The sequence below is a fragment of the Hyphomicrobium sp. genome (genome assembly GCF_035572195.1).
In the GTDB taxonomy this organism is placed as follows: domain Bacteria; phylum Pseudomonadota; class Alphaproteobacteria; order Rhizobiales; family Hyphomicrobiaceae; genus Hyphomicrobium_B.
Genome location: NZ_DATNBA010000095.1, coordinates 1 through 21,665, shown reverse-complemented (window position 1 = coordinate 21,665; position 21,665 = coordinate 1). Strand labels below are relative to the sequence as shown.

Sequence of the window (21,665 nt, the reverse complement as noted above, 5' to 3'; positions counted from 1 at the left end):
AAGAACATGACCTCATCGCTCTTTTTGGCGACGACTACCGCCGATATAAAGAGCGCGTGCCGATGCTGATGCCCTGGCGCAAGCCGGACTAATGTCCGGGCCGTCCGGTTTTTCTCGGGCGGCCGCGACGGCCCTTCCTTTGTGTGGGATCGTCGAATTCGCGCGTGGTGACGGGCGGCGACGGCTTCGACGGGAGCTTGTCGGAAGTTTTCACCGGCAACGAGGCGTGCGGCCCCATTTCATCGAGCGTCGGCTTGTGCGGTCCCGAGATTTTTTCGCCGAATGCTCCGGCCTTGGTTCGGCTATCGACATTCTGGATGCGTGCCGCCGGAATGGGACGGTCGGTACCCGGTCCCATCTCGTCGAGCGACGGCTTGCGAATACGAGATTCTGTTTGCGTCGGGCGACTCCCCTCCGGGGAGCCGGCCGCCGGGCGGGACGCCGACTGCGCATATGTCGGCTGAACGGGTTCGTACTCCATCTGGACGCGTGACGATGAAACTCCCCCCTCACCCTGTCCCTCTCCCCGAGGGGAGAGGGAATTGCTACCTGCACGGGACCGCTCCCTTTCTCCCTGGGAGGAGGGGGTGCTTGATCGTGGCAGATTTGCCTTCGGGCCATACTTGCGGGCGCCCTTGAAACTCCCGGCGCGATCCTCGACTTCGGTCTGGCGCGCCAACGGATCGTCGGCAATGGCGAGCTCGGTTTCGCGCAGCCGCTTGATCTCGTCGCGCAGCCGCGCTGCCGTTTCGAATTCGAGATCGGCGGCAGCGTCCTTCATGCGCCGCTCCATGTCGGCGATGACGGCGTGGAGGTTATGGCCGAGCACTTGCACGTGGTCGCTGTCCGCCAGGCCGGCATCCACCGTCACGTGATCCTGCTCGTAAACCGATTGCATCACATCGTGGATGTTGCGCTTGATGCTTTCGGGCGTGATGCCGTTGGCTTCGTTCCATGCAAGCTGCTTTTCGCGCCGGCGATTGGTCTCGGCGATCGCGCGGTCCATCGATCCGGTCATGTGATCGGCATAGAGGATCACCTTGCCGTCGACGTTGCGGGCGGCACGGCCGATCGTCTGCACCAGCGACGTTTCGGAGCGCAGGAAGCCTTCCTTGTCGGCATCGAGAATGGCAACCAGCGCGCACTCGGGGATGTCGAGACCCTCGCGCAAAAGGTTGATGCCGATCAGCACGTCGAAGGCTCCGAGCCGCAGATCGCGGATGATTTCGATGCGTTCGAGCGTTTCGATATCGGAATGCATATAGCGGACTCGCACGCCGTTCTCGTGCATGTACTCGGTCAGATCTTCGGCCATGCGCTTCGTCAGCACGGTAACGAGCGTGCGATAGCCCTTCTTCGCGACCTGCCGGACCTCGTCGAGCAGATCATCGACCTGCGATTTGGCGGGGCGGATTTCGACGGGAGGATCGATGAGACCGGTCGGCCGGATGACCTGTTCGGCGAAAGCGCCGCCGGTCTGCTCAAGCTCCCAGCTCGAAGGTGTCGCTGAAACGAAGAGCGACTGCGGGCGCATCGCGTCCCATTCCTCGAACCGAAGCGGGCGATTGTCCATACAGGACGGCAACCGGAAGCCATATTCGGCGAGCGTCGCCTTGCGCCGGAAGTCGCCGCGGAACATGCCGCCGATCTGCGGCACCGTGACGTGGCTCTCGTCGGCAAAGACGAGGGCGTTGTCGGGCAGATATTCAAACAGTGTCGGCGGCGGATCGCCGGGATTGCGTCCCGTCAGATAACGCGAATAATTCTCGATGCCGGCGCACGAACCGGTTGCCTCCATCATTTCCATGTCGAAGGTCGTGCGCTGCTCCAGGCGCTGGGCTTCGAGCAGCTTGCCCGCGTCATACAACTCGTTGAGGCGCTGTTTCAGCTCGACCTTGATCGACTTGATGGCCTGTTGCAGCGTCGGCTTCGGCGTCACGTAATGCGAATTGGCGTAGAGTTTGACGAGCGCCAGCTCGTCCGTCTTGGCACCGGTCAGCGGGTCGAACTCAACGATCGATTCGATGTCATCGCCGAACATCGAGAAGCGCCAGGCGCGATCCTCTAAGTGGGCAGGAAAGACTTCGACAGTATCGCCGCGCGCTCGGAATGCGCCACGCTGGAAATTCTGGTCGTTGCGCCGGTAGTGGAGCGCGACGAGATCCGCCAGCAGCTGGTCGCGCGACAGCTTCTCGCCCACCCGAACCGTAAACGTCATCGCCGTGTAGGTTTCGACAGAGCCGATACCGTAGATGCACGATACCGACGCGACGATGATGACGTCGTCACGTTCGAGAAGGGCGCGCGTCGCGGAATGGCGCATGCGGTCGATCTGCTCGTTGATCGACGCTTCTTTCTCGATGTAAGTATCGGTGCGCGGTACGTAGGCTTCGGGCTGGTAGTAGTCGTAATACGAGACGAAATATTCGACGGCGTTGTCCGGAAAGAAGCTCTTGAACTCGCCGTAAAGCTGGGCGGCTAGCGTCTTGTTCGGCGCCAGGATCAGTGCCGGACGTTGAGTCGCCTCGATGACGTGCGCCATCGTGAACGTCTTGCCGGAACCCGTGACGCCGAGCAGCACTTGGTTCTGTTCGTGCTTCCTGACACCTTCGACGAGTTCGGCGATGGCATGCGGCTGGTCGCCCTTCGGCTCATACTCCGAGACGATCTTGAACCTGATGCCGCCTTCGCTTTTCTCGGGACGCTCGGGGCGGTGCGGTACGAATGTCGGAGTCGTGCCGGCGACGATCGGATGCGTCGCCATCAGCGGCTGGCGAGACAGCAGCTCGTTGGCGCGCTCGGACCGGTCTTGGGGCTTTGTCAGCAGAGCGGTCAGATTTTCGGTCAGGCTTTCGCCGCCCATAGGCGGGCGAGGGCCGGACTGGCGCAAGGCGGGTAAGGTCGGGAGGCCACCGAGCGGGCCGTTAACGGTATAGGCGTTCTGCGACGCTTCGCCGAAGCCGGGCGTGCGCGCCCCCGTTTCTACGGGCGGAGGCGCAGGCTTGCCGGACTTGCCGCGCGACGGACGCGGCCGCGCGGTTTTTTCGAAAGGCGGTTTCGGTGGAGCTGACACACCGCAAATATAGATACGAGATGCCAAACCATAAATGCTGTTTCCCGGCCACAGTGTCGCGCATTCGCAATTTGCCAGGTCGGCGACCGCCAGACGCCTCCATCATCGCTTTACGGAACAGTAAGTAGTGGGCTCTCGCTTGGGGGTGCTAGCCAAATAGCAGCCAATTCGGACACTCGACCTCGTTTCATATCCAAATTGGCCCAAATGGGTTTCGACGGTGCCGCGTTGTCGAGAAGCGGACACCGGGCAGCCGTATGGCGACCCAGCGATGCAACACGGAGAGCAAAGATGATCTCGTTGAAGACGATGGCCGCCGCCGCGGCCGCGATGGTAGTCATTGGCAGCGGCGCAGCACTGGCGAAGGACGCGAAGAAGCCCGCGACGCCGGTGGTGCATTCGCCTCAGTCGATCGAGTGTTCGAAGGAGGCCGACGCCAAGGGTCTGCACGGCAAGGAGCGCAAGAAGTTCCGGGCCGAGTGCAAGAAGGCCCACACGCCGGATGCGAAGACGGAAGATAAAAAATCGTAAGTTGCCAGATATTTCGGTAAAGAAGCCCCGTCGTAATCGGCGGGGCTTTCTTTTTGGGTCATGAAGCTCAAAATGCAGGAATAGCTGACGCGGGTTGAAAATTGTCGGCCGTTATCTGTTGCGAGGAGACCTTGCATGGCCGGTCGCAAAGCACCGAAGACGGCCCTGGTGACCGGCGCCAATCGCGGCATCGGTTTCGAGATTGTGCGCCAATTGGCCGAGCAGGGAATCACGGTTCTTGCCGGCGCCCGATCGGACAAGAAGGCTCAGGCGGCAGGCGCCGCATTTGCGAAAATCGGAGTTACGGCGGTTCCCGTCGTTCTCGACATCGCCGCCGCGAAACGGATGCCGGCCATTTTGGCTGAGATCGAGAGACGTCACGGCCCGATCGACGTTCTCGTCAACAACGCCGCCATCCTCATCGACGGGCCCGGCGGCTTCGGCGCCAGCCTCTTCGAAATGACGGACGACACGTTCCGGCGCACGTGGGAGACGAACGTGCTCGGTCCTGCTACGACTATGCGGGCACTGCTCCCCGGGATGATCGCGCGCGGCTTTGGGCGCATCGTCAACATGTCGTCGGCAGCGGGTCAGCTCAGCGACATGGGTTCGGGCTTCCCCGCCTATCGCGTTTCGAAGACCGCACTCAACGCGCTGACACGAATTGCAGCGGCGGAAGCGGCTCGCGGTGACGTCAAAGTCAACGCCTGTTCGCCGGGATGGGTCAGGACTGATATGGGCGGCGCAGATGCGCCGCGGACGCCGGAGAAGGGTGCCGAGACCGCGGTTTGGCTCGCAACACTTCCCACCGGCGGACCGACCGGTGGGTTTTTTCAGGATAAAGCGCCGATCCCGTGGTGATCGTCGCGCCGCCGATCGAAACCAATAAAATTAGAGCGTCCGACCGCTTCGTCCCGCGACAACGGGAGCAACGCGCTGCTCGAATTGCATCACGAAGCGCACAGGCGGAGCGGTTGCGTCATTGACGTCGCGCGCCGTCACCAGCACGAAGTGGCTGGGACCTGCCGAGGTGTCGATCTCGGTGATCTGCGGAGCAAAGTCAGCAACGGTCGCGACCTGCAGCGAGCGGCGTTCGCCGCCCAAGCTCAATGCGATCCGATCGCCGACGTTTATGGTCTTGGTGACCGGACTATTGTTGTCACCCCGCATAGCGGAAAGCCAGAATTCTTCCGAACCTGAAACGGGAGCCGCGGACGCCACTTCCTTCGCTGTCGCGCTTGCGTGTCCCAGGGCCGTAGAGAAGCTCGATCTGAGGACCGTTTCGCTACTGATCAAGAAAAGGCCCGCTGCGAGCGCGGCAACGGCGGTTCCGGCTGACAAGCCTAACCATAAAGGTCGCACTTCCTGCTTCGTCATGCTCCGGACCTCCAAACTTCTTGAATAGTACAAGTTGGCTTCGGACGACACAGTTCAACACAGTCCTACAAATGTGATTGCGGCATTTCAATAGCACCCGGCGCCGCGTGCGGCGGATAACCCTGTTTTCGCCCGTTTGGGCACCGTTTCGGCGCGTAAGTGCGCCGCAAGTGACTGAAAATGGCGAGATTAAGCACAGCAAGGATAGATAAGGCGACACCGAGAAGTCCCCAAGCGGCACTGACGCTTGTTCGCCGGAAGACCGCATCGGAGTTCGTGACCGAGCTGGTCGTGGCGATTTCAACGATTGGGGCCGGTTCGGCTTGCCCAACCGCTATGACAGTGGCTGGCGTTACGGAGAGTTGCAGGCCGGCGAAGGCTACCGGGTTAATTTGCGCCAAGACCGGGGCGCTTGTTGCCAGCAGAGTTGTCAGTCCGAATACCAGCCAAACAACTGCGTCCAGCATCGGACGGATGACGAGGCGCCAATATTTCGCATCCTCGGGCCGCGGTCGTGGATTTGTGTGGTCCGAGGACTGAACGCTGACAGACATCATAATGTCTAATCCCTCCGCTCGTAACCAAGTCGGTAGTCCCAACCTGTTAAGGTGAAGTTGACCGCCGCTTCTGGGCGCACGTTGGTTCGGAATGTGGCGCCCGCGGAGCAATTCAGCGCGTGCGCGCGTTCACTCCACGTTTGTTGCGGGACGGCACCACCTTGGCGCGCCGAACGTGCGACGATCACTGCACTGGATATCCAGCACCATTGGCCGAACGTCGCCTTGCAGTCGCATACTGTTGCAAGTACCTTCCGCGCCGCTTATTTCGCAGTAGCGAAATACACGACATCAGTCTGAAGCAGGCCGCACATCCATGGGCTTCATCGCCGACAGTCTCAATCGAATCCAGCCGTCAGCCACTATCGCCGTTTCGACGAAGGCTCGGCAACTCGCGGCGCAAGGGCGAGACATCATTTCTTTGTCAGCGGGCGAACCGGATTTCGACACGCCGCAAAACATCAAGGACGCCGCCAAGCGCGCGCTCGATGAAGGCAAGACCAAATACACCGACGTCGACGGTATTCCTGAGCTCAAGGCGGCCATCGTCGCCAAGTTCAAGCGCGAAAACGGGCTCGATTATAAAACAAGCCAGGTGTCCGTCGGAACAGGCGGCAAGCAGGTGCTTTATAACGCGCTGGTTGGGACGCTCAATCCGGGCGATGAAGTCGTCATGCCGGCGCCGTGCTGGGTTTCCTACGCAGACATCGTCGCGCTTGCTGGTGCAACACCGGTGTTCGCGGAAACGACGCTCGAGGATGGCTACAGGCTGAAGCCCGAAGCTCTAGAGAAGGCGATCACGCCGAAGACCAAATGGTTCATCTTCAATTCGCCGTCAAATCCCACGGGAGCGGCGTATTCGGCTGCGGACATCAAGGCGCTGACGGAAGTACTGCTGCGCCATAAGCACGTCTGGGTGTTGACGGACGATATCTACGAGCACCTGCTTTACGACGGGCTGACGTTCGCGACGCTGGCGAACGTCGAGCCTCAGCTCTACGACCGCACACTGACGATGAACGGTTTCTCGAAAGCGTATTGCATGACGGGCTGGCGTCTCGGATATGCGGCAGGGCCCGAACCGCTGATCAACGTGATGCGCAAACTGCAGTCGCAGTCGACGTCTAATCCATCTTCGATCGTGCAGTGGGCGGGTGTCGAAGCCCTCACCGGGCCACAGGACTTCATCGCCGAGCACAACGCTATTTTTGTCGAGCGTCGTGATCTCGTAGTGAGCATGTTGAACCAAGCAAATGGCTTGCAGTGCCCGAAACCGCAGGGCGCGTTTTATGTTTATCCAAGTATCAAAGCGATAATCGGCCAGACGAGCGGAGCCGGCACCAAAATTGAAAACGACAAAGATTTCGTGACGGCGTTGCTCGAGGAAGAAGGCGTCGCCGTGGTACATGGCGCGGCATTTGCCGGATCGCCTTCGTTCCGAGTGTCTTACGCGGCGTCGACTGCTGCGCTAAAAGACGCGTGCACTCGCATCCAGCGTTTTTGCGGAAACCTGCGTTAAACTACGGACGCCTCGGTTAGGCGGGGGCGTTACCGGGGAAATGCCCCGTGAACCAATCCCAAACGTTCGAGATGTGCCCTGCGAGCGGCTTGCCATCAAGACGGGGGACGACGGGGCGCCAAATGGCAATCGCGGTGGCGGGCTGTGCCTTAAATTCGAATACCGTCGGCTCGGCACCGAAGGTTTCGGGCAACTCTTCTTCGGCTGCCATGACGTATCCGGCAGCGTTCGCGGCGGACATCAGTGTTTCAATACTCATAACCAGCCTCGCATCTCTGAGCCAAAGTCCCTCTGGCCCGATCCGTATTTTGCGCTCGTACCCCTTAAAACGCGCCAAACGCGGAAGAGTTCATGATGCGGCAAGTTTAAAGTAATTCAAGTTATTTTTGTCTTTTGACCGGCCCGAGCTGCAAACTTCTTAATCTGCTTAGCAGTGATGCGATTCAATGCGATGCCGCAAATGATCTATCGCATCGCAGCATGACAATTTCACGAAACTGTGCGGCGAAGGCAGTTGTGCATTTGCCGCTTTGAAGCCAGCATCGGTTGTGCCGCGCTCGTCCGAGGTGCGGGGGGCGGCCAACATGGTCGCGCGCCTCGCAATGTCGGAGGCAATCATGACGAGTTCAGATGGCCCGAAGGGCGGAAGTGGCGCTCAAGGCGGTAGAGCAGGGGTCCGAGGCGCGCGCTGCGTTGCGCTTATCGGACCCTTTGCAAGCGGAAAGACATCACTTCTCGAAGCCATCCTCGCCCGCACCGGCGGGATTTTGAAAGCCGGCTCGATCGCAGCGAAATCAACCGTCGGCGATAGCTCGCCGGAAGCCCGCAACCACGCGATGAGCGTCAATTTGAATGTCGCGGACGCTTCATTTCTTGGCGATAATTTCACATTCATCGATTGCCCCGGCTCGGTCGAGTTCACGCATGAAGGCGCGCTGGCGCTTCCCGCCTGCGATATGGCGGTTGTGGTGTGCGAGCCCGACCCCAAGCGCGTGTCGGCGCTGCAAGTCATCCTGAAACAACTCGACGATACCGGCGTGCCGCATCTTCTTTTTCTGAACAAGATCGATGCTTCGCCGACGCCGGTGCGCGACATCATTCCGAGCTTACAGCCCGCTAGCGCCAGGCCGCTCGTGCTGCGCCAGATACCGATATGGGAAAATGGCATCGCGACGGGCTTTGTCGATTTGGCTTCCGAACGCGCTTACGTCTACCGCGAGCACGAGGAAAGCAAGATCATCGACTTGCCGTCGGCAATCGCAGGGCGTCAGAAGGACGCCCGCTTCCAAATGCTCGAAAGGCTCGCTGACTATGACGACGAGCTGATGGAACAATTGCTTGCTGATATATCCCCGCCCAACGACCGCGTCTTCAGCGATCTGACCAAGGAGCTGCGCGACGGCCTCATCTGCCCGGTTCTGCTCGGCTCAGCACAACACGGGAACGGCATTTTGCGTCTGCTGAAGGTGTTGCGCCACGAATGTCCGTTCGTCGAAGATACGGCTCGCCGCCTGAAACTCGACAATGCCAAGTCGGCCGCATACGTCTTCAAGAGCGTGCATACCAAGGCAGGCGGAAAACTGTCATTTACCCGTGTGCTCGTTGGAGAAATCCCGGACGGCGCGACCGTTACGGGCCGTGATGGACAACAGGAACGCATCGCAGGCATCTTCACCATCCGCGGCGAAGAAACCGTGAAGCGAGGCGGCCTCAAGGCTGGCGATACGGCCGCACTTGGACGTCTCGATTCCATTCATTCCGGCGAGACGATTACGACCGGCAAGGTCGCGATCCGTCAAATCGATGTTTTGAAGCAGCCGCAGCCCGTGCTCGCGATCGGACTCGGGCTCAAGGATCGCAAGGACGAGGTGAAGCTGTCGGCGGCCGCCGGCAAGCTCGTCGATGAAGATCCGTCGCTGACGCTCGAGCACAATGCCGAGATGCATCAAATCCTGCTGCATGGCCAAGGCGAGATGCATTTGCGCGTAGCGCTCGAACGCTTGATGCGCAAGTTTGGTATCGATGTTTTGCGCGAGAAGCGCCGCGTCGGCTACAAAGAGACGATCCGATCTTCAACCGAGATCCGCGCACGTCACAAGAAGCAGTCCGGCGGGCATGGTCAGTTCGGCGACGTCAAGCTCGATATCAAGCCGCTGCCGCGAAGTTCGGGCATCGTGTTCGATGAAGCGATCACTGGCGGCGCCATTCCGCGGAACTTCATTCCTTCGGTCGAGATCGGCGTTCGCGATTATCTGACCGAAGGTCCTCTCGGCTTTCCGGTCGTCGATGTTGCCGTAACATTGACGGACGGGTCGTATCATTCGGTCGATTCATCCGACATGGCGTTTCGCCAGGCGGGCCGGCTGGCGATGTCGGAAGGTATGCCGAAGTGCAGTCCGGTGCTGCTGGAGCCGATCATGGCTGTGACGGTCGCGGTTCCGTCCGAAGCGAACGCGCGCATTAACAGCATCATCTCGCAACGGCGTGGGCAAATCCTGGGCTTCGACGCGCGGCCGGGCTGGCCCGGTTGGGATCTGATCCAGGCGCACATCCCTGAATCCGAGATGGACAACCTCATCATCGATCTCAGGTCAGCGACGGCCGGCGTCGGCTCGTTCACGTTCTCGTTTGATCATCTGGCCGAGGTAACGGGGCGGCTCAAAGACCAGGTGCTTGCCGCGAGCAAAGCTGCTGCTGCGTGATGGACCGATGATCCAGGCATTTAAAAAAAGGGCGGTTCACGCGACCGCCCTTTTCAAATTGCAAATCACCAGCCGGCGTCAGTGAGCCGAGGACCCCGCGGGCTTGCCTGATGCGGCTTTTGAAGCGGGTGACTTCGGGCCCCTGAAATAATCGGCCATCGCCTCGAGAAACAGCTGCGACAAACCCTCGCCGCCTTTATCGATGTGCTTTTTCATATCATTGCGCATGCGCGGTTCCCACGAAGCGTGGATGTGCTTGGAAATGCCATCGATGGCCTCGGCCTTCGGATAGACGGACCAGTAGTCCGAAATCTGATTGGCCATGCGGACGAGATCGGAGCTTTGCATCAAAATCACCGGTTGAGTTGAAGGTGGATCAGGAATTGAAGACGACCGGGCCACTCGGTCCGAGGGCCGCCAGGAAGAGATTCGACTTGCGGGCGAGATCAAGTGCCAGCGCGGTCGGTGCGGAAACCGTGACGAGCGCGCCGATACCGGCCGTGACCGTTTTCTGCACGAGTTCGAAACTGCAGCGGCTGGTCATCAGCACGAAGCCCTTCGAGAGGTCCTCGTCTTTGATGAGTAGCGCGCCAATCAATTTGTCGAGTGCATTATGCCGGCCGACGTCCTCGCGCACGAGAAGGATTTCGCCGTCTCGAGACGCCCATGCCGCGCCGTGGACGGAGCGGTTGAAGCGGTTCATTGGCTGATGCTGGAATAGTCCCTCTGCAGCGCGCTGGATGGCGGCCGTTGCGGGGGACCAGCTTCTGGTGAGCATCGGCAAAGGCCGCAGCGCAGACGCAATATCTTCGACACCACATAGCCCGCAGCCTGTGCGGCCCTCGATGGAACGACGCGCCAAACGCGACGTTTCGAGCGCGGTTTCGGGAACGGCGACATCGACGGCCATACCGCTTTCAACCGGCATCACGAGGACGCCCTGAATGTCGCGTGGATTTTTGAGGATGCCTTCGCCGACGAGGAAGCCAAACGCGAAATCGCGCAGGTCCGCCGGGGTCGCCATCATGACCGTGTAGGGCTCGGAATTTATCTGCAGTGCTACCGGTGTCTCTTCCGGTAATTGCCACGTGATTTGCTGCGTCGCGCCGCCAACAGTCGTCTCGCCGGATGCCGGGCGCGAGCAAAGGCCCGCGCCTTCGGCCTGGTCAGATACTGCTTTCGGCATGACGTTCATCGCGAGCGATGCTCCGATCCGGCAACCGGCAGATTACTCCGCCGGTTCCAGGCTCCGTTCCGCGATACGCTTGTTCTCAACGTCGCGCGTATCTCTCTCGTCCTGCCACTCCGACTGATGGTTGGACGGCCGGACCTGCACGGCGGTGACTTTGTACTCGGGGCAATTGGTGGCCCAGTCCGAAGCGCTCGTCGTGATCAGGTTGGCACCCGTCGCGGGGTGGTGGAAGGTCGTGTAGACGACGCCTTGCGGCATACGGTCGGAAATCTTCGCCCTAACGGTCGTTGCACCAACGCGACTGCTGATCGAAACGATCTGGCCGTCCTTGATTCCGCGAATCTCCGCGTCGTAGGCGTTGATCTCCAGGATATCCTCCGGATGCCAGGCGGTGTTGTCGGTGCGCCGTGTCTGCGCGCCGACGTTGTAATGCGCCAGAATGCGGCCGGTCGTCAGGATCAGCGGGAAGCTGTTGCTGGCGCGCTCGTCGGTTGCCATGAACGCGGTCAGCATGAAGCGGCCCTTGCCACGCACGAACTCTTCGGTGTGCATGATCGGCGTGCCTTCGGGGTGCTGCTCGTTGCACGGCCACTGGATCGAGCCGAGTTCGTCGATCCGATCGAACGACACGCCCTCGAACGTCGGGGTCGTGCGTGCGATCTCGTCCAAGATCTCGGAGGCGGCATTGTAGTGCATCGGGAAGCCCATCGCCGTCGCGAGGCGGCTGACGATCTCCCACTCGGGCATGCCCTGCTTTTCCTGCACGACCTTGCGGACGCGGTTGATACGACGCTCGGCGTTGACGAACGTGCCGTCCTTTTCGAGGAACGACGTTCCCGGCAGGAAGACATGAGCGAATGCCGCCGTCTCGTTCAGGAACAGGTCCTGTACGACAAGGATGTCGAGCGACCGGAGCGCGTGCTCGACGTGATGGACGTCGGGGTCGGACTGCGCAACGTCTTCGCCGTGGATGAACATGCCGCGGTACGTTCCGTCGATTGCGGCATCGAACATGTTGGGAATGCGGAGGCCAGGCTCGTCATCGAGCTTCAGGTTCCACTCCTTCTCGTAGATCTCGCGCACTTCCTTATTGGCTACGTGACGATAGCCCGGATACTCGTGCGGAGCCGAGCCCATGTCGGACGAGCCCTGCACGTTGTTCTGGCCTCTGAGCGGGTTCACGCCGACGCCTTCGCGGCCGATATTGCCGGTCGCCATCGCAAGGTTGGCCAATGCCATGACCGTCGTCGAACCTTGGGTATGTTCGGTAACGCCAAGGCCATAGAAGATCGCGCCATTGCCGCCGGTCGCGTAAAGGCGCGCCGCCTCGCGGATCATCTTTGCCGGAACGCCCGTGATCGGCTCGACGGCCTCGGGAGAATGCTCAGGGCGTTTGATGAATTCTTCCCAGCGGAAGAACTCGGCCTTCTCGCAGCGCCGGTTGACGAACTTCCGATCAATCAGGTCCTCGGTCGCGATGACGTGACAGAGGGCATTCACAACCGCCACGTTGGTCGAAGGCATAAGCTGCAAATGGTAGTCCGCCTTGACGTGCGGACCGTCGACGAGGTCGATCCGGCGCGGATCGATGACGATAAGCTTGGCGCCTTCGCGCAGACGCTTCTTCATTCGAGAGCCGAACACCGGATGCGCATCGGTCGGGTTGCAACCGATGACCAGCATCACGTCAGTCTTGTCGACGCTCTTGAAGTCCTGCGTGCCGGCAGCTTCGCCGAAAGTCTGCTTCAAGCCGTAGCCCGTTGGGGAGTGGCAGACGCGGGCGCACGTATCAACGTTATTGTTGTTGAAGGCGGCGCGAACGAGCTTCTGTACGGCGTAGATTTCTTCCAGCGTCGTGCGCGACGAAGTGATGCCGCCGATAGAGGTACGGCCATACTTGGCCTGCGTTTCCTTGAACCGTTTCGCGGCATAGTTGATCGCTTCGTCATACGACACGACTTGCCAGGGGTCGGTGATCTTCTCGCGGATCATCGGCGTCGTGATGCGATCCTTGTGCGTCGCGTAGCCGAACGCGAAACGGCCCTTGACGCACGAGTGGCCTTCGTTGGCGCCGCCGTCCTTGTAGGGAACCATGCGGACGACTTCTTCGCCCCGCATCTCGGCTTTGAACGAGCAGCCGACGCCGCAGTAGGCGCAGGTCGTGATGATCGAGTGCTCGGGCTGGCCCATATCGACCACGGACTTCTCGATCAGGGTCGCCGTGGGGCAAGCCTGCACGCAGGCGCCGCAAGAGACGCATTCGGACGCGAGGAACGATTCATCCATGCTGGCCGCGACGTGCGAGGCAAAGCCGCGACCGTCGATTGTCAGCGCGAACGTGCCCTGCACTTCTTCGCATGCGCGAACGCAGCGCGAGCAGACGATGCACTTCGACGGCTCGAACTGGAAATAGGGGTTGGATGTATCTTTAGGCTTGAACCGGTCGTTCACGGTCCCGTCGGCGCTCTTGGCGAAAACATGGTTGTCGCCGTCGTAGCCGTAACGCACTTCGCGCAGGCCTACGGCGCCCGCCATGTCCTGTAGTTCGCAATCGCCGTTCGCCGTGCAGGTGAGGCAGTCGAGCGGATGGTCGGAAATATAAAGTTCCATGACGCCGCGGCGGATGTTGGCGAGCCGGGCATTCTGCGTCGTGACCTTGATGCCGGGCGCGACTGGCGTCGTGCACGAGGCCGGCGTTCCCTTGCGGCCTTCGATTTCGCAGAGGCAGAGGCGGCATGAACCGAACGCCTCCAGGCTATCGGTCGCGCAGAGCTTCGGGACCTGGATGCCGAGCTGCATCGCGGCATTCATGATCGACGTGCCTTCCGGCACGGTGATCTCGAGGCCGTCGATCTGGAGCGTCACGAGCTTTGTGGTCTCGGTCACCTCGGGGTGCGGAGTGCCGTAGTCCGTCTCTTTGATGAGAGTCATCGGCTTAACGTGATGGTTCATTTCGCGTCCTCGTAAGGTCGTCTTGTTCTCAATATCTACTCTGCAGCATCTGCAAGAAACTTGTTCGGCGCGGGTTTGCCGAAATCCTCCGGGAAGCCGCGCAGTGAACTCATCACCGGCATGGGGGTCAGTCCGCCCATGGCGCACAAAGAGCCGTCAGTCATCGTCACGCACAGGTCTTCAAGAAGCTCGACGTTCTTGTCACGGTCGATGTCGCCGATGATCTTGTCGATCACCTCGACACCACGAACCGAACCGATACGGCACGGCGTGCACTTGCCGCAGCTTTCGATAGCACAGAATTCCATAGCAAACCGGGCCTGCTTAGCCATATCGACCGTGTCATCGAAGACTACAACCCCGCCGTGGCCGACCATCGCGTCGACTTTGGCGAATTCTTCGTAATCCATCGGCACATCGAGCTTCGATGTCGGAAGGTAGGCGCCCAGCGGGCCGCCAACCTGGACGGCGCGAACGGGACGCCCTGTCCGGGTGCCGCCGCCCCATTCCTCGATCAGCTGGCGCGTCGTCACGCCGAAGGCTTTTTCGACCAGACCGCCGCGCTTGATGTTGCCCGCAAGCTGGAAGGCTAGCGTGCCGCGCGAGCGGCCAACGCCGAAGTCGCGATAGAACTCGCCACCCTTGGCAAGGATGATCGGCACAGCGGCGAAGCTCATGACGTTATTGATGATCGTCGGCTTGCCGAAGAGTCCTTCGATGGCGGGGATCGGTGGCTTGTAGCGGATGACTCCGCGCTTGCCTTCGAGGCTTTCCAGCATCGACGTTTCTTCGCCGCAGATATAGGCGCCCGCGCCCGTTCGTACGAAGAGGTCGAAGCTATATTGCGATCCCTGGATATTTTCGCCGAGCCAGTTGGCCTTGCGCGCGATCTCGATCGCCTCACGCAACACTTTGACCGAGTGGGGATATTCCGACCGAATGTAGATGTAGCCCTTCGTGGCACCGCCCGCGACGGCTGCAATGGTCATGCCTTCGATGAGGCAGAATGGATCGCCTTCCATCAGCATGCGATCGGCGTAGGTGCCGCTGTCGCCCTCGTCGGCGTTGCATGCGACGTACTTTTCTCCGGCAGGGAGATCGTGAACCGTCTTCCACTTGATGCCCGTCGGGAAGCCGGCGCCGCCGCGTCCCCGCAGGCCCGATGTCGTGACCTCGGTAACGATGTCGATGGGCTTCATCTTCAGGGCTTTCGATAGCCCTTCAAAGCCGCCATGTTTGCGATAATCGTCGATGGACAGCGGATCGGTGATGCCGCAGCGGGCGAAAGTCAGCCGCTCCTGGCTTTTGAAATAGGGGATTTCTTCGGTCAGTCCGTGACCGAGCTTGTGCGACTTGCCCTCAAGAAAACCGGCCTTGAAAAGTTCCGCCACGTCCTTCGCACTGACGGGGCCGTACGCGACGCGGCCCTTGGCCGTTTCGACTTCGACGAGCGGTTCGAGATAAAGCATGCCGCGCGAACCGTTGCGCACGATCTGCACGTCTTTATTTTGCTTTTTGGCTTCATTTGCGATCGCTGCCGCAACTTCGTCGGCGCCGACGGAGAGAGCTGCGGCATCGCGTGGGACGAATACCTTGATCATTACTCCGCGGCCTCCTTGTTGAGGCCCGCGACGATCTCGTCAAAACGTTTGGGATCGACCATGCCGTAAAGTTTTTCGTCCACCATAACGGCCGGCGACAGAGCGCAGTTGCCGAGACAGAAAACTTGCTCGATCGTTATTGACCCATCGCCCGTTGTGCCGCCGAGCCTCGTGTTCAGCGATTGTTCGGCGTGGCGGCAAAGCTCATCCGTTCCCACGGCCTGACAGGATTCGGCGCGACAAATCTTGACGACGTGCTTGCCGATCGGATGCCGCTTGAAATCGTGATAGAACGTCACGACGCCGTGGACTTCGGCGCGAGACCTGTTCAGCGCGCGGCCGATAATCGGTAAGGTTTCTTCCGGAATATGGCCAAGCTGGTGCTGCAGATCGTGCAGAATTTCCAGAAGCTCATCGGCCTTATTGCCGTACCGCTCGCAGGTAGCTAACGCCGCGATCTCGGCAGGCGTCGGCGGCCGGCTTTCGGCCTCAGGGGGCTTTTTATTTGGTCGTGCAACTTTCTTGGCCATGGTCTGGCGTTTCCTCGGGCTTAATCAGGCGCCCTTCACATCGTTTATATGGGCACTTTACCGCACGCTCCTTACTGTGTCGTCCGATGGTAACGATCAAATCGTTATCACCGATCCATATATCGGCCACATCTATGGTGCAGTGCAAAAACTGGCATTAAAATCACAGTTCGCTGTGCGGTTAACGTTTATTTTCGGCTATGGCGCCCTAAAAGTTCTTCACGGAAAAGGCGGCGGCCGCTTCGCGAAAGGCTCTGACCAACGGGGCGCTCGGATCGCGGTCCTGCGTGACGAGGCCGACGCTGTGGGCGAGTTCGGGTTCTCTGAGCGGGATAGCCTTCAGGCCGGGATCATTGCCGAGGATCTGCAAAATGTAGTGCGGCATGACACTGGCCAAGCCCATCAACCTGACGTTCGAGTAGAGACTGATTACGGAGTTCGTTTCGAGCGCCGGTTCCGGCCGGCAGTCGACGGAGCGGAACGCACGGTCGATGATGCGCCGGTTCTGCATATTCGGCGTCAATAGTCCTAGCGGCAACTCGGCGGTTTCTCGCCACGTGATCGTGTCGCGTTCGGCCATTTTGTGACCTTCCGGCACGAACAGACAGTAACGTTCGGTGTAGAGGGGCGTCGCCAGAAGATCATCGATCGGTTCGTTGTCGAGATAGGTGATGCCGGCGTCGATGGAGTAGTCACCCAGTCCACGCAAGATCTCTTCCGAGCTCAGGGACATGATGGTGAAATTGATGTGCGGATGCAGGCGCCGCACGTCTCTGGTCAAATAGGGTATCATCGGCAGCGCAGATGGGATGCCGCCGAGTGCCAACCGTCCCGTCAGACCGAAATCGCTGGTCGCCAGATGCGCCAGTTCCTGATGCATCGACGCCCAGTTGTTGAGGATGAGCTGGGCCCATTTGAGAACCCGTTCGCCCTCCTGCGTCAGGCCCTGATAGCGCTGTCCGCGCTCGACGATCGGTACGCCAAGTTCGAGTTCGAGCTGACGGATGCGTCCCGAAAGCGTCGGCTGTGTAACGTTGCAGGCGTGCGCGGCTCGCGTGAAATGCTTTTCGCGCGCGAGGGCGACGAGATACTGAAGTTGGCGGATGTCCATTGCGGGCTCGTTGCGCCGAGAAACGCGCGATTATCTTTCGCGGTCAGTCTCGGCAGGATGCGATGTTAACAGGCAGTGCCGTCCGCATCAAAGACATGGCCCGACAGCGATCGGCCCTTTCGTGAAGCAAGGTGAACCGCCAGCGCCGCGATATCGGGTTCATTCGTCAGATAAGCGCCGGCCGAGCACTCGCCCCGAAGAACACGCGGGCCGACGGCATTGACGCGAATTCCTTGGCGGGCCCAGGAAGTCGCCTCTTTGACCGTCATCGACGCAAGCACGGTCCGAGCGAAGGCCGCAACGGCTTCCTGGCGTGCATTCTCCGGGTGAGGCATCTTCAAAACGTTCAGGATGAGCCCTTCGCTCAAGACGACGCTCATGCGATTGGCGATGACGCGCGTCAGCTGCGCCAGCGGCGAAAGCTTGGCTGAGATTAGCGCTTCGAGATCTCCATCGCGACGGATGGCATCGATTTCAGCGCGCGAGATCGACGCGAGATTGATCGCGGCTTCGAGCCCGCCATAGGCCTGCGCCGATGTTTGCGCAAACGCGGCGGCGGTATCGGCGGTCGAGATGTCGTGCGTATGCAAGCGGATTTCGCCGGCGCTCTGCGACAGAAGCGCGACGAGTTCGATCAGCTCGGGAGAGAGATCGGTCGTATGTACTACGAGCCTAGCCCGTAGATCGGCGAAAGATCGGGCGACATCGACACCGGCAAGCGCCGTAAGACCTGTGACCAGGATGCGCGACTGCGCAAGTTCGTTGGAAACTTCACCTTCAGCACTGCTACCGACTCGACCCATGTACATGGCGATATTTTCCCCTCATCAACAACACGCAAACCGCGAACGCGAGAGGCGCCCTCGGCCGAACGATAGCATGCCGATTCGCCTAACGAGAACTAAACAGCGCGCCGATTCGGGTGCGTGGGCGACGGGTCAAGGGCGCTTTTGCGGCTATGCACGGGCGGATGAAAGACGCCGATGTGTGACCGGGGAGCCCCTGAGTGTGTTGAATCGCAGCATTCGAACCGGATGATCGCGAATCCTGGTGAAAGGTCGACCGCCCGCATTGCGTGAGGCTTGGCGCGGCTGCGAAGCTTATGAAAGACGAATCGATGGGCGGCTTGGAACACGATGAGAAGGCGAGACAATTTAAAGCGGTCGGCGGGCAGTGCGCCAGCCACGGAACCGGCGGCGGAGGTCCCCCTTCCGCCGATTGAAAAACGCACAGCCGAGCCGCACGACGGATTGGTGCTTTTGTGCATCGTGATCGTATCGGCCGCGATTTCGGCGATGCTTTCCACTCAGTTTGGCATGTCGCTGCCCGTCTCGGCTATCGCCGGCGCCGGTGCTTGGGCGGCCTTGATGCTCATTCACAAGCAGGTGCAGAAGTCGGCGCAGATCGCGCAACTGAAAGCAGAACTGGCGCGCACCCGCGCCGGTGGCGTGAGGCCGAAGGGTGCCCCGCGGGGGGCGCCGATGTCCTACATCGAAGCGGCCGCTCAGGCCGGCATCGACATCCGCATGCCGGAGGCCAGCACTCTGTCACGTCAAGCCGAAACCGAACTGCGTGACGCGGCTCCGACGAACGCCACTCAACCCGATTTGGCCATGCAACGTCCGCTGCCGACGGATGACCTCAACGGCGCTGCTCCGATCCGGCAGCCGGGTTTGCCCGACAGCCTCATCGATCTTCACCTGCGGCCCGTCACCGAATTGAAGACGCCCGCCGGCGACACCGCATCGACTGAGCCGCATGGGCCGAAAGCGCAAGCCATACGTGAGCACTGGTCGTTCAGGCCGCGTAACGAACCGCGCGGGCCCTTGCAGGGAAGTTCCGACGACGCTGCATCCCGTATCGGGAGTGCGACGACGATCGAGGGTGACCTCGAACTCGTTCAACGCAAGATCAAGGAGCTTGCCGACGAGGTGAATTCGACGGAGGCCTCGCGGCCCGCTAAGTCACTTCGACCAGAGGCGCAACTCAAGGCGACGGCCGAGGCGCTCGAGGATTCGATCGGCGCGCTGAAGGCCGCGGCAGGCAGTATGCGCGCACGCCATCAGGCCGATTTCACGCCGACGCTGAAAATTCCGTCGGAACCGGCAGCGGTGCAAGGTTTCGGGGAACTGGTGATACCGTCGACTGCCAAGCGCATCGCCGGTTCGATCACGGGCGCTCAGAACGGCAAGGTCGAGCCGCCGCGTCTCGATCTGCCGCTTCCGCAGTTTCCGGATATCGACTTGCCTTCCGGTGGCGAACCGGCGCCGGTCTTATCGCCGCGCGCCACCGCAATCGCGAAAGCTATCGAAAGCGATGCGGCGGACGTTTTCTTGGGGCCGATCGTGACGCTGTCGACGCATTCGGTCAATCACTACGAAATGACCGTCGACCTGAAATCGCCGGAGGGCGATCGGCTCGATCCCGTCGAGGACGATCCCACTCTTGCCGGCAGTGATATTGGTACGAGGTTCGATGTTGCGAAGTTGAAACGTGCGGCAGCGCTGACGCTGCGCATGGAAGCGCGCGACAAGGATGGCTCGCTGCTGGCTGAATTCGCCGGCGGATCGCTAACCAGCCGCCCGTTCCTCGAATCCTTCGCCCGCGTCTACGAAGAGCGCCCGAGAATTGCGGCGCAACTCGTGCTGATGTTTTCGCAGAGGGCTATAGATGGCTTGACGCCCGCCGCATGGGAAGCAGTGCGTGACATGCATGCATTCGGCTTCCGCTTTGCGCTCGGCAAAATCGAGCACATGGGGACCGATCTGGCGGCACTGGCGCAATCCGGCTTCCGCTTCATCCGGCTGGACGCGCAGGCGCTGATGAATGGGCTGCCGTCCCGCGATCGTTTCGTAGGCACCGACGAGATACACCAGCGGGCAACGCTTGCGGGATTGTCGATCGTCGCGACCGGCATAGGCGATGCCAACACGCAGGCACGCCTGTTCGAGTCCGGCGTCTTGCTCGGCCAGGGGCCCCTGTTTGGGGCGCCGCGCCAAGTAAGTCTCGACGGCGCCGGTCATCCGCATCGCTCGGCAGCTGCCTAATAGCGACGGTCCGTGTTCCTGGCGCCGGGTGACAGCTGCGCGATCGGTCGCTATAGGGCGGCCATCGGCGGCGTAAATCTCATCGCCGCGTTCCGGGCCGTAGATGACCGATAGCTTTATTTTGCCTTCGATTGCGCCTCTCGCTGCCACGTCCGACGTTTGGTTCGTCGACATTTGGGGCGTGATACACAACGGTGTTCGTCCGTGTGCATCGTCGGTTACGGCGTGCCAAGCGTTTCGAAAGCAGGGCGGCACCGTCTTACTCGTCACCAACGCACCGCGTCCGCGCGTCAGCGTCAGACGGCAACTCGACCGGATCGGCGTTGCCGCCACGGCCTACGATGAGATCGTGAGTTCGGGCGATGTCTCCCGCGAGCTGATCGAGGCCTGGGCCGGGCTGCGCATTCTGCACGTTGGCCCCGAGCGCGATCTGCCGCTCTTCGCCGGTCTTGGGGCCGTTCCGGGCGCCACCGCGAATGATGCCGAGGTTGCAGTTTGCACCGGTCTCTACGACGACGAGACCGAAACGCCCGCCGATTATGCAGCCATGCTCGCCACACTCAAATCGCGCGCCGTGCCGATGATCTGCGCCAATCCTGATCGGACCGTCGAACGCGATGGCCGCATCATTTATTGCGCTGGCGCGGTCGCGGCGGCCTATGAGGCGCTGGGCGGCACGGTCAGCTACGCGGGCAAGCCTTTTCAGCCGATCTACGAATTGGCGTTGGAGCTTGCCGGCACTCTGCGAAGCGCGCCGGTCACGAAGGAGCACGTGCTCGCGATCGGCGACGGCATCGCGACCGATATTGCCGGCGCCGTGAATTTCGGCGTGCGTGCCGTTTTCATTGCGAGCGGCGTGCACGTGCGCCTGGGCGAGTCGATGGCCGACGCTGCTGCCCGGTTATTCGGCGCGAAGGGTGCCCCGCAGCCGATCGCGGTGATGAGCGAGTTCGTTTGGTAGTCCCGAAGTTCGTTCAAGCGACCGTCAGGACGATCTTGCCGATGTGAGAGCTGCTTTCCATGCGAGCGTGGGCCTCGCCCGCACGATCGAGGGGAAACGTGCCGTCGATCGGCACTTTGATCTTGCCCGCAACGATGAGTGGAAGAACCTTTTCTTCGATCGCCTGTGCGATGTGCCCTTTGAATTCGTTCGAGCGGATACGAAGCGTCGAGCCGGTGATAGTTAGCCGCTTCAGCATCACGCGCATGAAGTCGATCGTGGCCGTCGATCCATTTTGAAAGCCGATGTTGACGAGACGGCCATCCTCGGCGAGCGAGCGAATGTTTTTTTCGATGTAGTTGCCGCCGACGATGTCGAGAATGACGTCGACGCCGCGTCCGCCGGTCTCGGTCTTGATCACCTTGTCAAAGTCCTGCGTGCGATAATTGATGGCGACGTCGGCGCCGAGGGCGCGCGCCGCTTCGCACTTTTCATCCGACCCGACAGTCGTCAGCACGTAGGCGCCGAATGCC

17 protein-coding genes are annotated in these 21,665 nt (G+C 60.8%); 6 read left to right on the top strand and 11 right to left on the bottom strand.

From position 1 onward, the window contains the following. Positions 1–88: 88 nt before the first annotated feature. Positions 89–2,863 carry an excinuclease ABC subunit UvrB gene (uvrB, locus tag VN623_RS08165; protein ID WP_325569941.1) on the bottom strand — a complete coding sequence of 925 codons (2,775 nt, stop codon included), beginning with the start codon at positions 2,861–2,863 and terminating at the stop codon, positions 89–91. Positions 2,864–3,364: 501 nt separating this feature from the next. Between uvrB and VN623_RS08160 the strand changes: the two genes are divergently transcribed. Beyond that, positions 3,365–3,604 (top strand): PsiF family protein, encoded by a 240-nt coding sequence (locus tag VN623_RS08160; protein ID WP_325569937.1) that lies wholly within the window; start codon positions 3,365–3,367, stop codon positions 3,602–3,604. Positions 3,605–3,739: 135 nt separating this feature from the next. Next, the gene (locus VN623_RS08155; RefSeq protein WP_325569935.1) at positions 3,740–4,465 is read left to right on the top strand and encodes an SDR family NAD(P)-dependent oxidoreductase; all 726 of its coding nucleotides are present in this window, start codon (positions 3,740–3,742) and stop codon (positions 4,463–4,465) included. Positions 4,466–4,495: 30 nt separating this feature from the next. On the opposite strand, the gene VN623_RS08150 is transcribed toward VN623_RS08155, so the two are convergent. Continuing rightward, entirely contained in the window at positions 4,496–4,981 is a 486-nt protein-coding gene (locus VN623_RS08150; RefSeq protein ID WP_325569933.1) for a hypothetical protein, read from the bottom strand. An 873-nt stretch (positions 4,982–5,854) separates the two neighbouring features. Between VN623_RS08150 and VN623_RS08145 the strand changes: the two genes are divergently transcribed. After that, a complete protein-coding gene (locus VN623_RS08145; protein WP_325569931.1) occupies positions 5,855–7,057 on the top strand; it encodes a pyridoxal phosphate-dependent aminotransferase in 1,203 nt (400 codons plus the stop codon). A gap of 16 nt (positions 7,058–7,073) precedes the next feature. On the opposite strand, the gene VN623_RS08140 is transcribed toward VN623_RS08145, so the two are convergent. Beyond that, the gene (locus VN623_RS08140; RefSeq protein ID WP_325569929.1) at positions 7,074–7,316 is read right to left on the bottom strand and encodes a hypothetical protein; all 243 of its coding nucleotides are present in this window, start codon (positions 7,314–7,316) and stop codon (positions 7,074–7,076) included. A 358-nt stretch (positions 7,317–7,674) separates the two neighbouring features. Between VN623_RS08140 and VN623_RS08135 the strand changes: the two genes are divergently transcribed. Then, on the top strand, positions 7,675–9,759 hold the full coding sequence (locus VN623_RS08135) for an elongation factor G (RefSeq protein ID WP_325569928.1): 2,085 nt from the start codon (positions 7,675–7,677) through the stop codon (positions 9,757–9,759). A 78-nt stretch (positions 9,760–9,837) separates the two neighbouring features. Here VN623_RS08135 and VN623_RS08130 read toward each other — a convergent pair whose 3' ends face one another. From VN623_RS08130 to VN623_RS08100, 7 genes are all read right to left on the bottom strand, one after another. Further along, the gene (locus VN623_RS08130) at positions 9,838–10,107 is read right to left on the bottom strand and encodes a formate dehydrogenase subunit delta (protein ID WP_325569926.1); all 270 of its coding nucleotides are present in this window, start codon (positions 10,105–10,107) and stop codon (positions 9,838–9,840) included. Positions 10,108–10,135: 28 nt separating this feature from the next. After that, a complete protein-coding gene (fdhD, locus tag VN623_RS08125; RefSeq protein ID WP_325569924.1) occupies positions 10,136–10,954 on the bottom strand; it encodes a formate dehydrogenase accessory sulfurtransferase FdhD in 819 nt (272 codons plus the stop codon). A 33-nt stretch (positions 10,955–10,987) separates the two neighbouring features. Then, complete coding sequence (gene fdhF, locus VN623_RS08120) at positions 10,988–13,882, bottom strand: formate dehydrogenase subunit alpha (RefSeq protein ID WP_325569939.1); 2,895 nt, start codon at positions 13,880–13,882, stop codon at positions 10,988–10,990. Positions 13,883–13,938: 56 nt separating this feature from the next. After that, positions 13,939–15,504 carry an NADH-quinone oxidoreductase subunit NuoF gene (locus VN623_RS08115; RefSeq protein WP_325569922.1) on the bottom strand — a complete coding sequence of 522 codons (1,566 nt, stop codon included), beginning with the start codon at positions 15,502–15,504 and terminating at the stop codon, positions 13,939–13,941. Beyond that, on the bottom strand, positions 15,504–16,034 hold the full coding sequence (locus tag VN623_RS08110) for an NAD(P)H-dependent oxidoreductase subunit E (RefSeq protein ID WP_325569921.1): 531 nt from the start codon (positions 16,032–16,034) through the stop codon (positions 15,504–15,506). The genes VN623_RS08115 and VN623_RS08110 overlap by 1 nt, the downstream gene beginning before the upstream one ends. 208 nt (positions 16,035–16,242) lie before the next feature. Beyond that, positions 16,243–17,145 carry a LysR family transcriptional regulator gene (locus VN623_RS08105; protein ID WP_325569920.1) on the bottom strand — a complete coding sequence of 301 codons (903 nt, stop codon included), beginning with the start codon at positions 17,143–17,145 and terminating at the stop codon, positions 16,243–16,245. Between the two features lie 65 nt (positions 17,146–17,210). Beyond that, positions 17,211–17,954, bottom strand: coding sequence for an SDR family oxidoreductase (locus VN623_RS08100; RefSeq protein WP_325569919.1), 744 nt, complete (start codon positions 17,952–17,954; stop codon positions 17,211–17,213). Positions 17,955–18,440: 486 nt separating this feature from the next. On the opposite strand from VN623_RS08100, the gene VN623_RS08095 reads away from it, so the two are divergent. Next, positions 18,441–20,192 carry an EAL domain-containing protein gene (locus tag VN623_RS08095; protein WP_325569918.1) on the top strand — a complete coding sequence of 584 codons (1,752 nt, stop codon included), beginning with the start codon at positions 18,441–18,443 and terminating at the stop codon, positions 20,190–20,192. A gap of 103 nt (positions 20,193–20,295) precedes the next feature. Continuing rightward, positions 20,296–21,153, top strand: a complete 858-nt coding sequence (locus VN623_RS08090; protein ID WP_325569917.1) for a TIGR01459 family HAD-type hydrolase — start codon at positions 20,296–20,298, stop codon at positions 21,151–21,153. A 13-nt stretch (positions 21,154–21,166) separates the two neighbouring features. Here the strand turns inward: VN623_RS08090 and VN623_RS08085 are convergent. Continuing rightward, a partial coding sequence (locus VN623_RS08085; protein WP_325569916.1) for a zinc-binding dehydrogenase occupies positions 21,167–21,665 on the bottom strand: 499 nt, incomplete at its 5' end.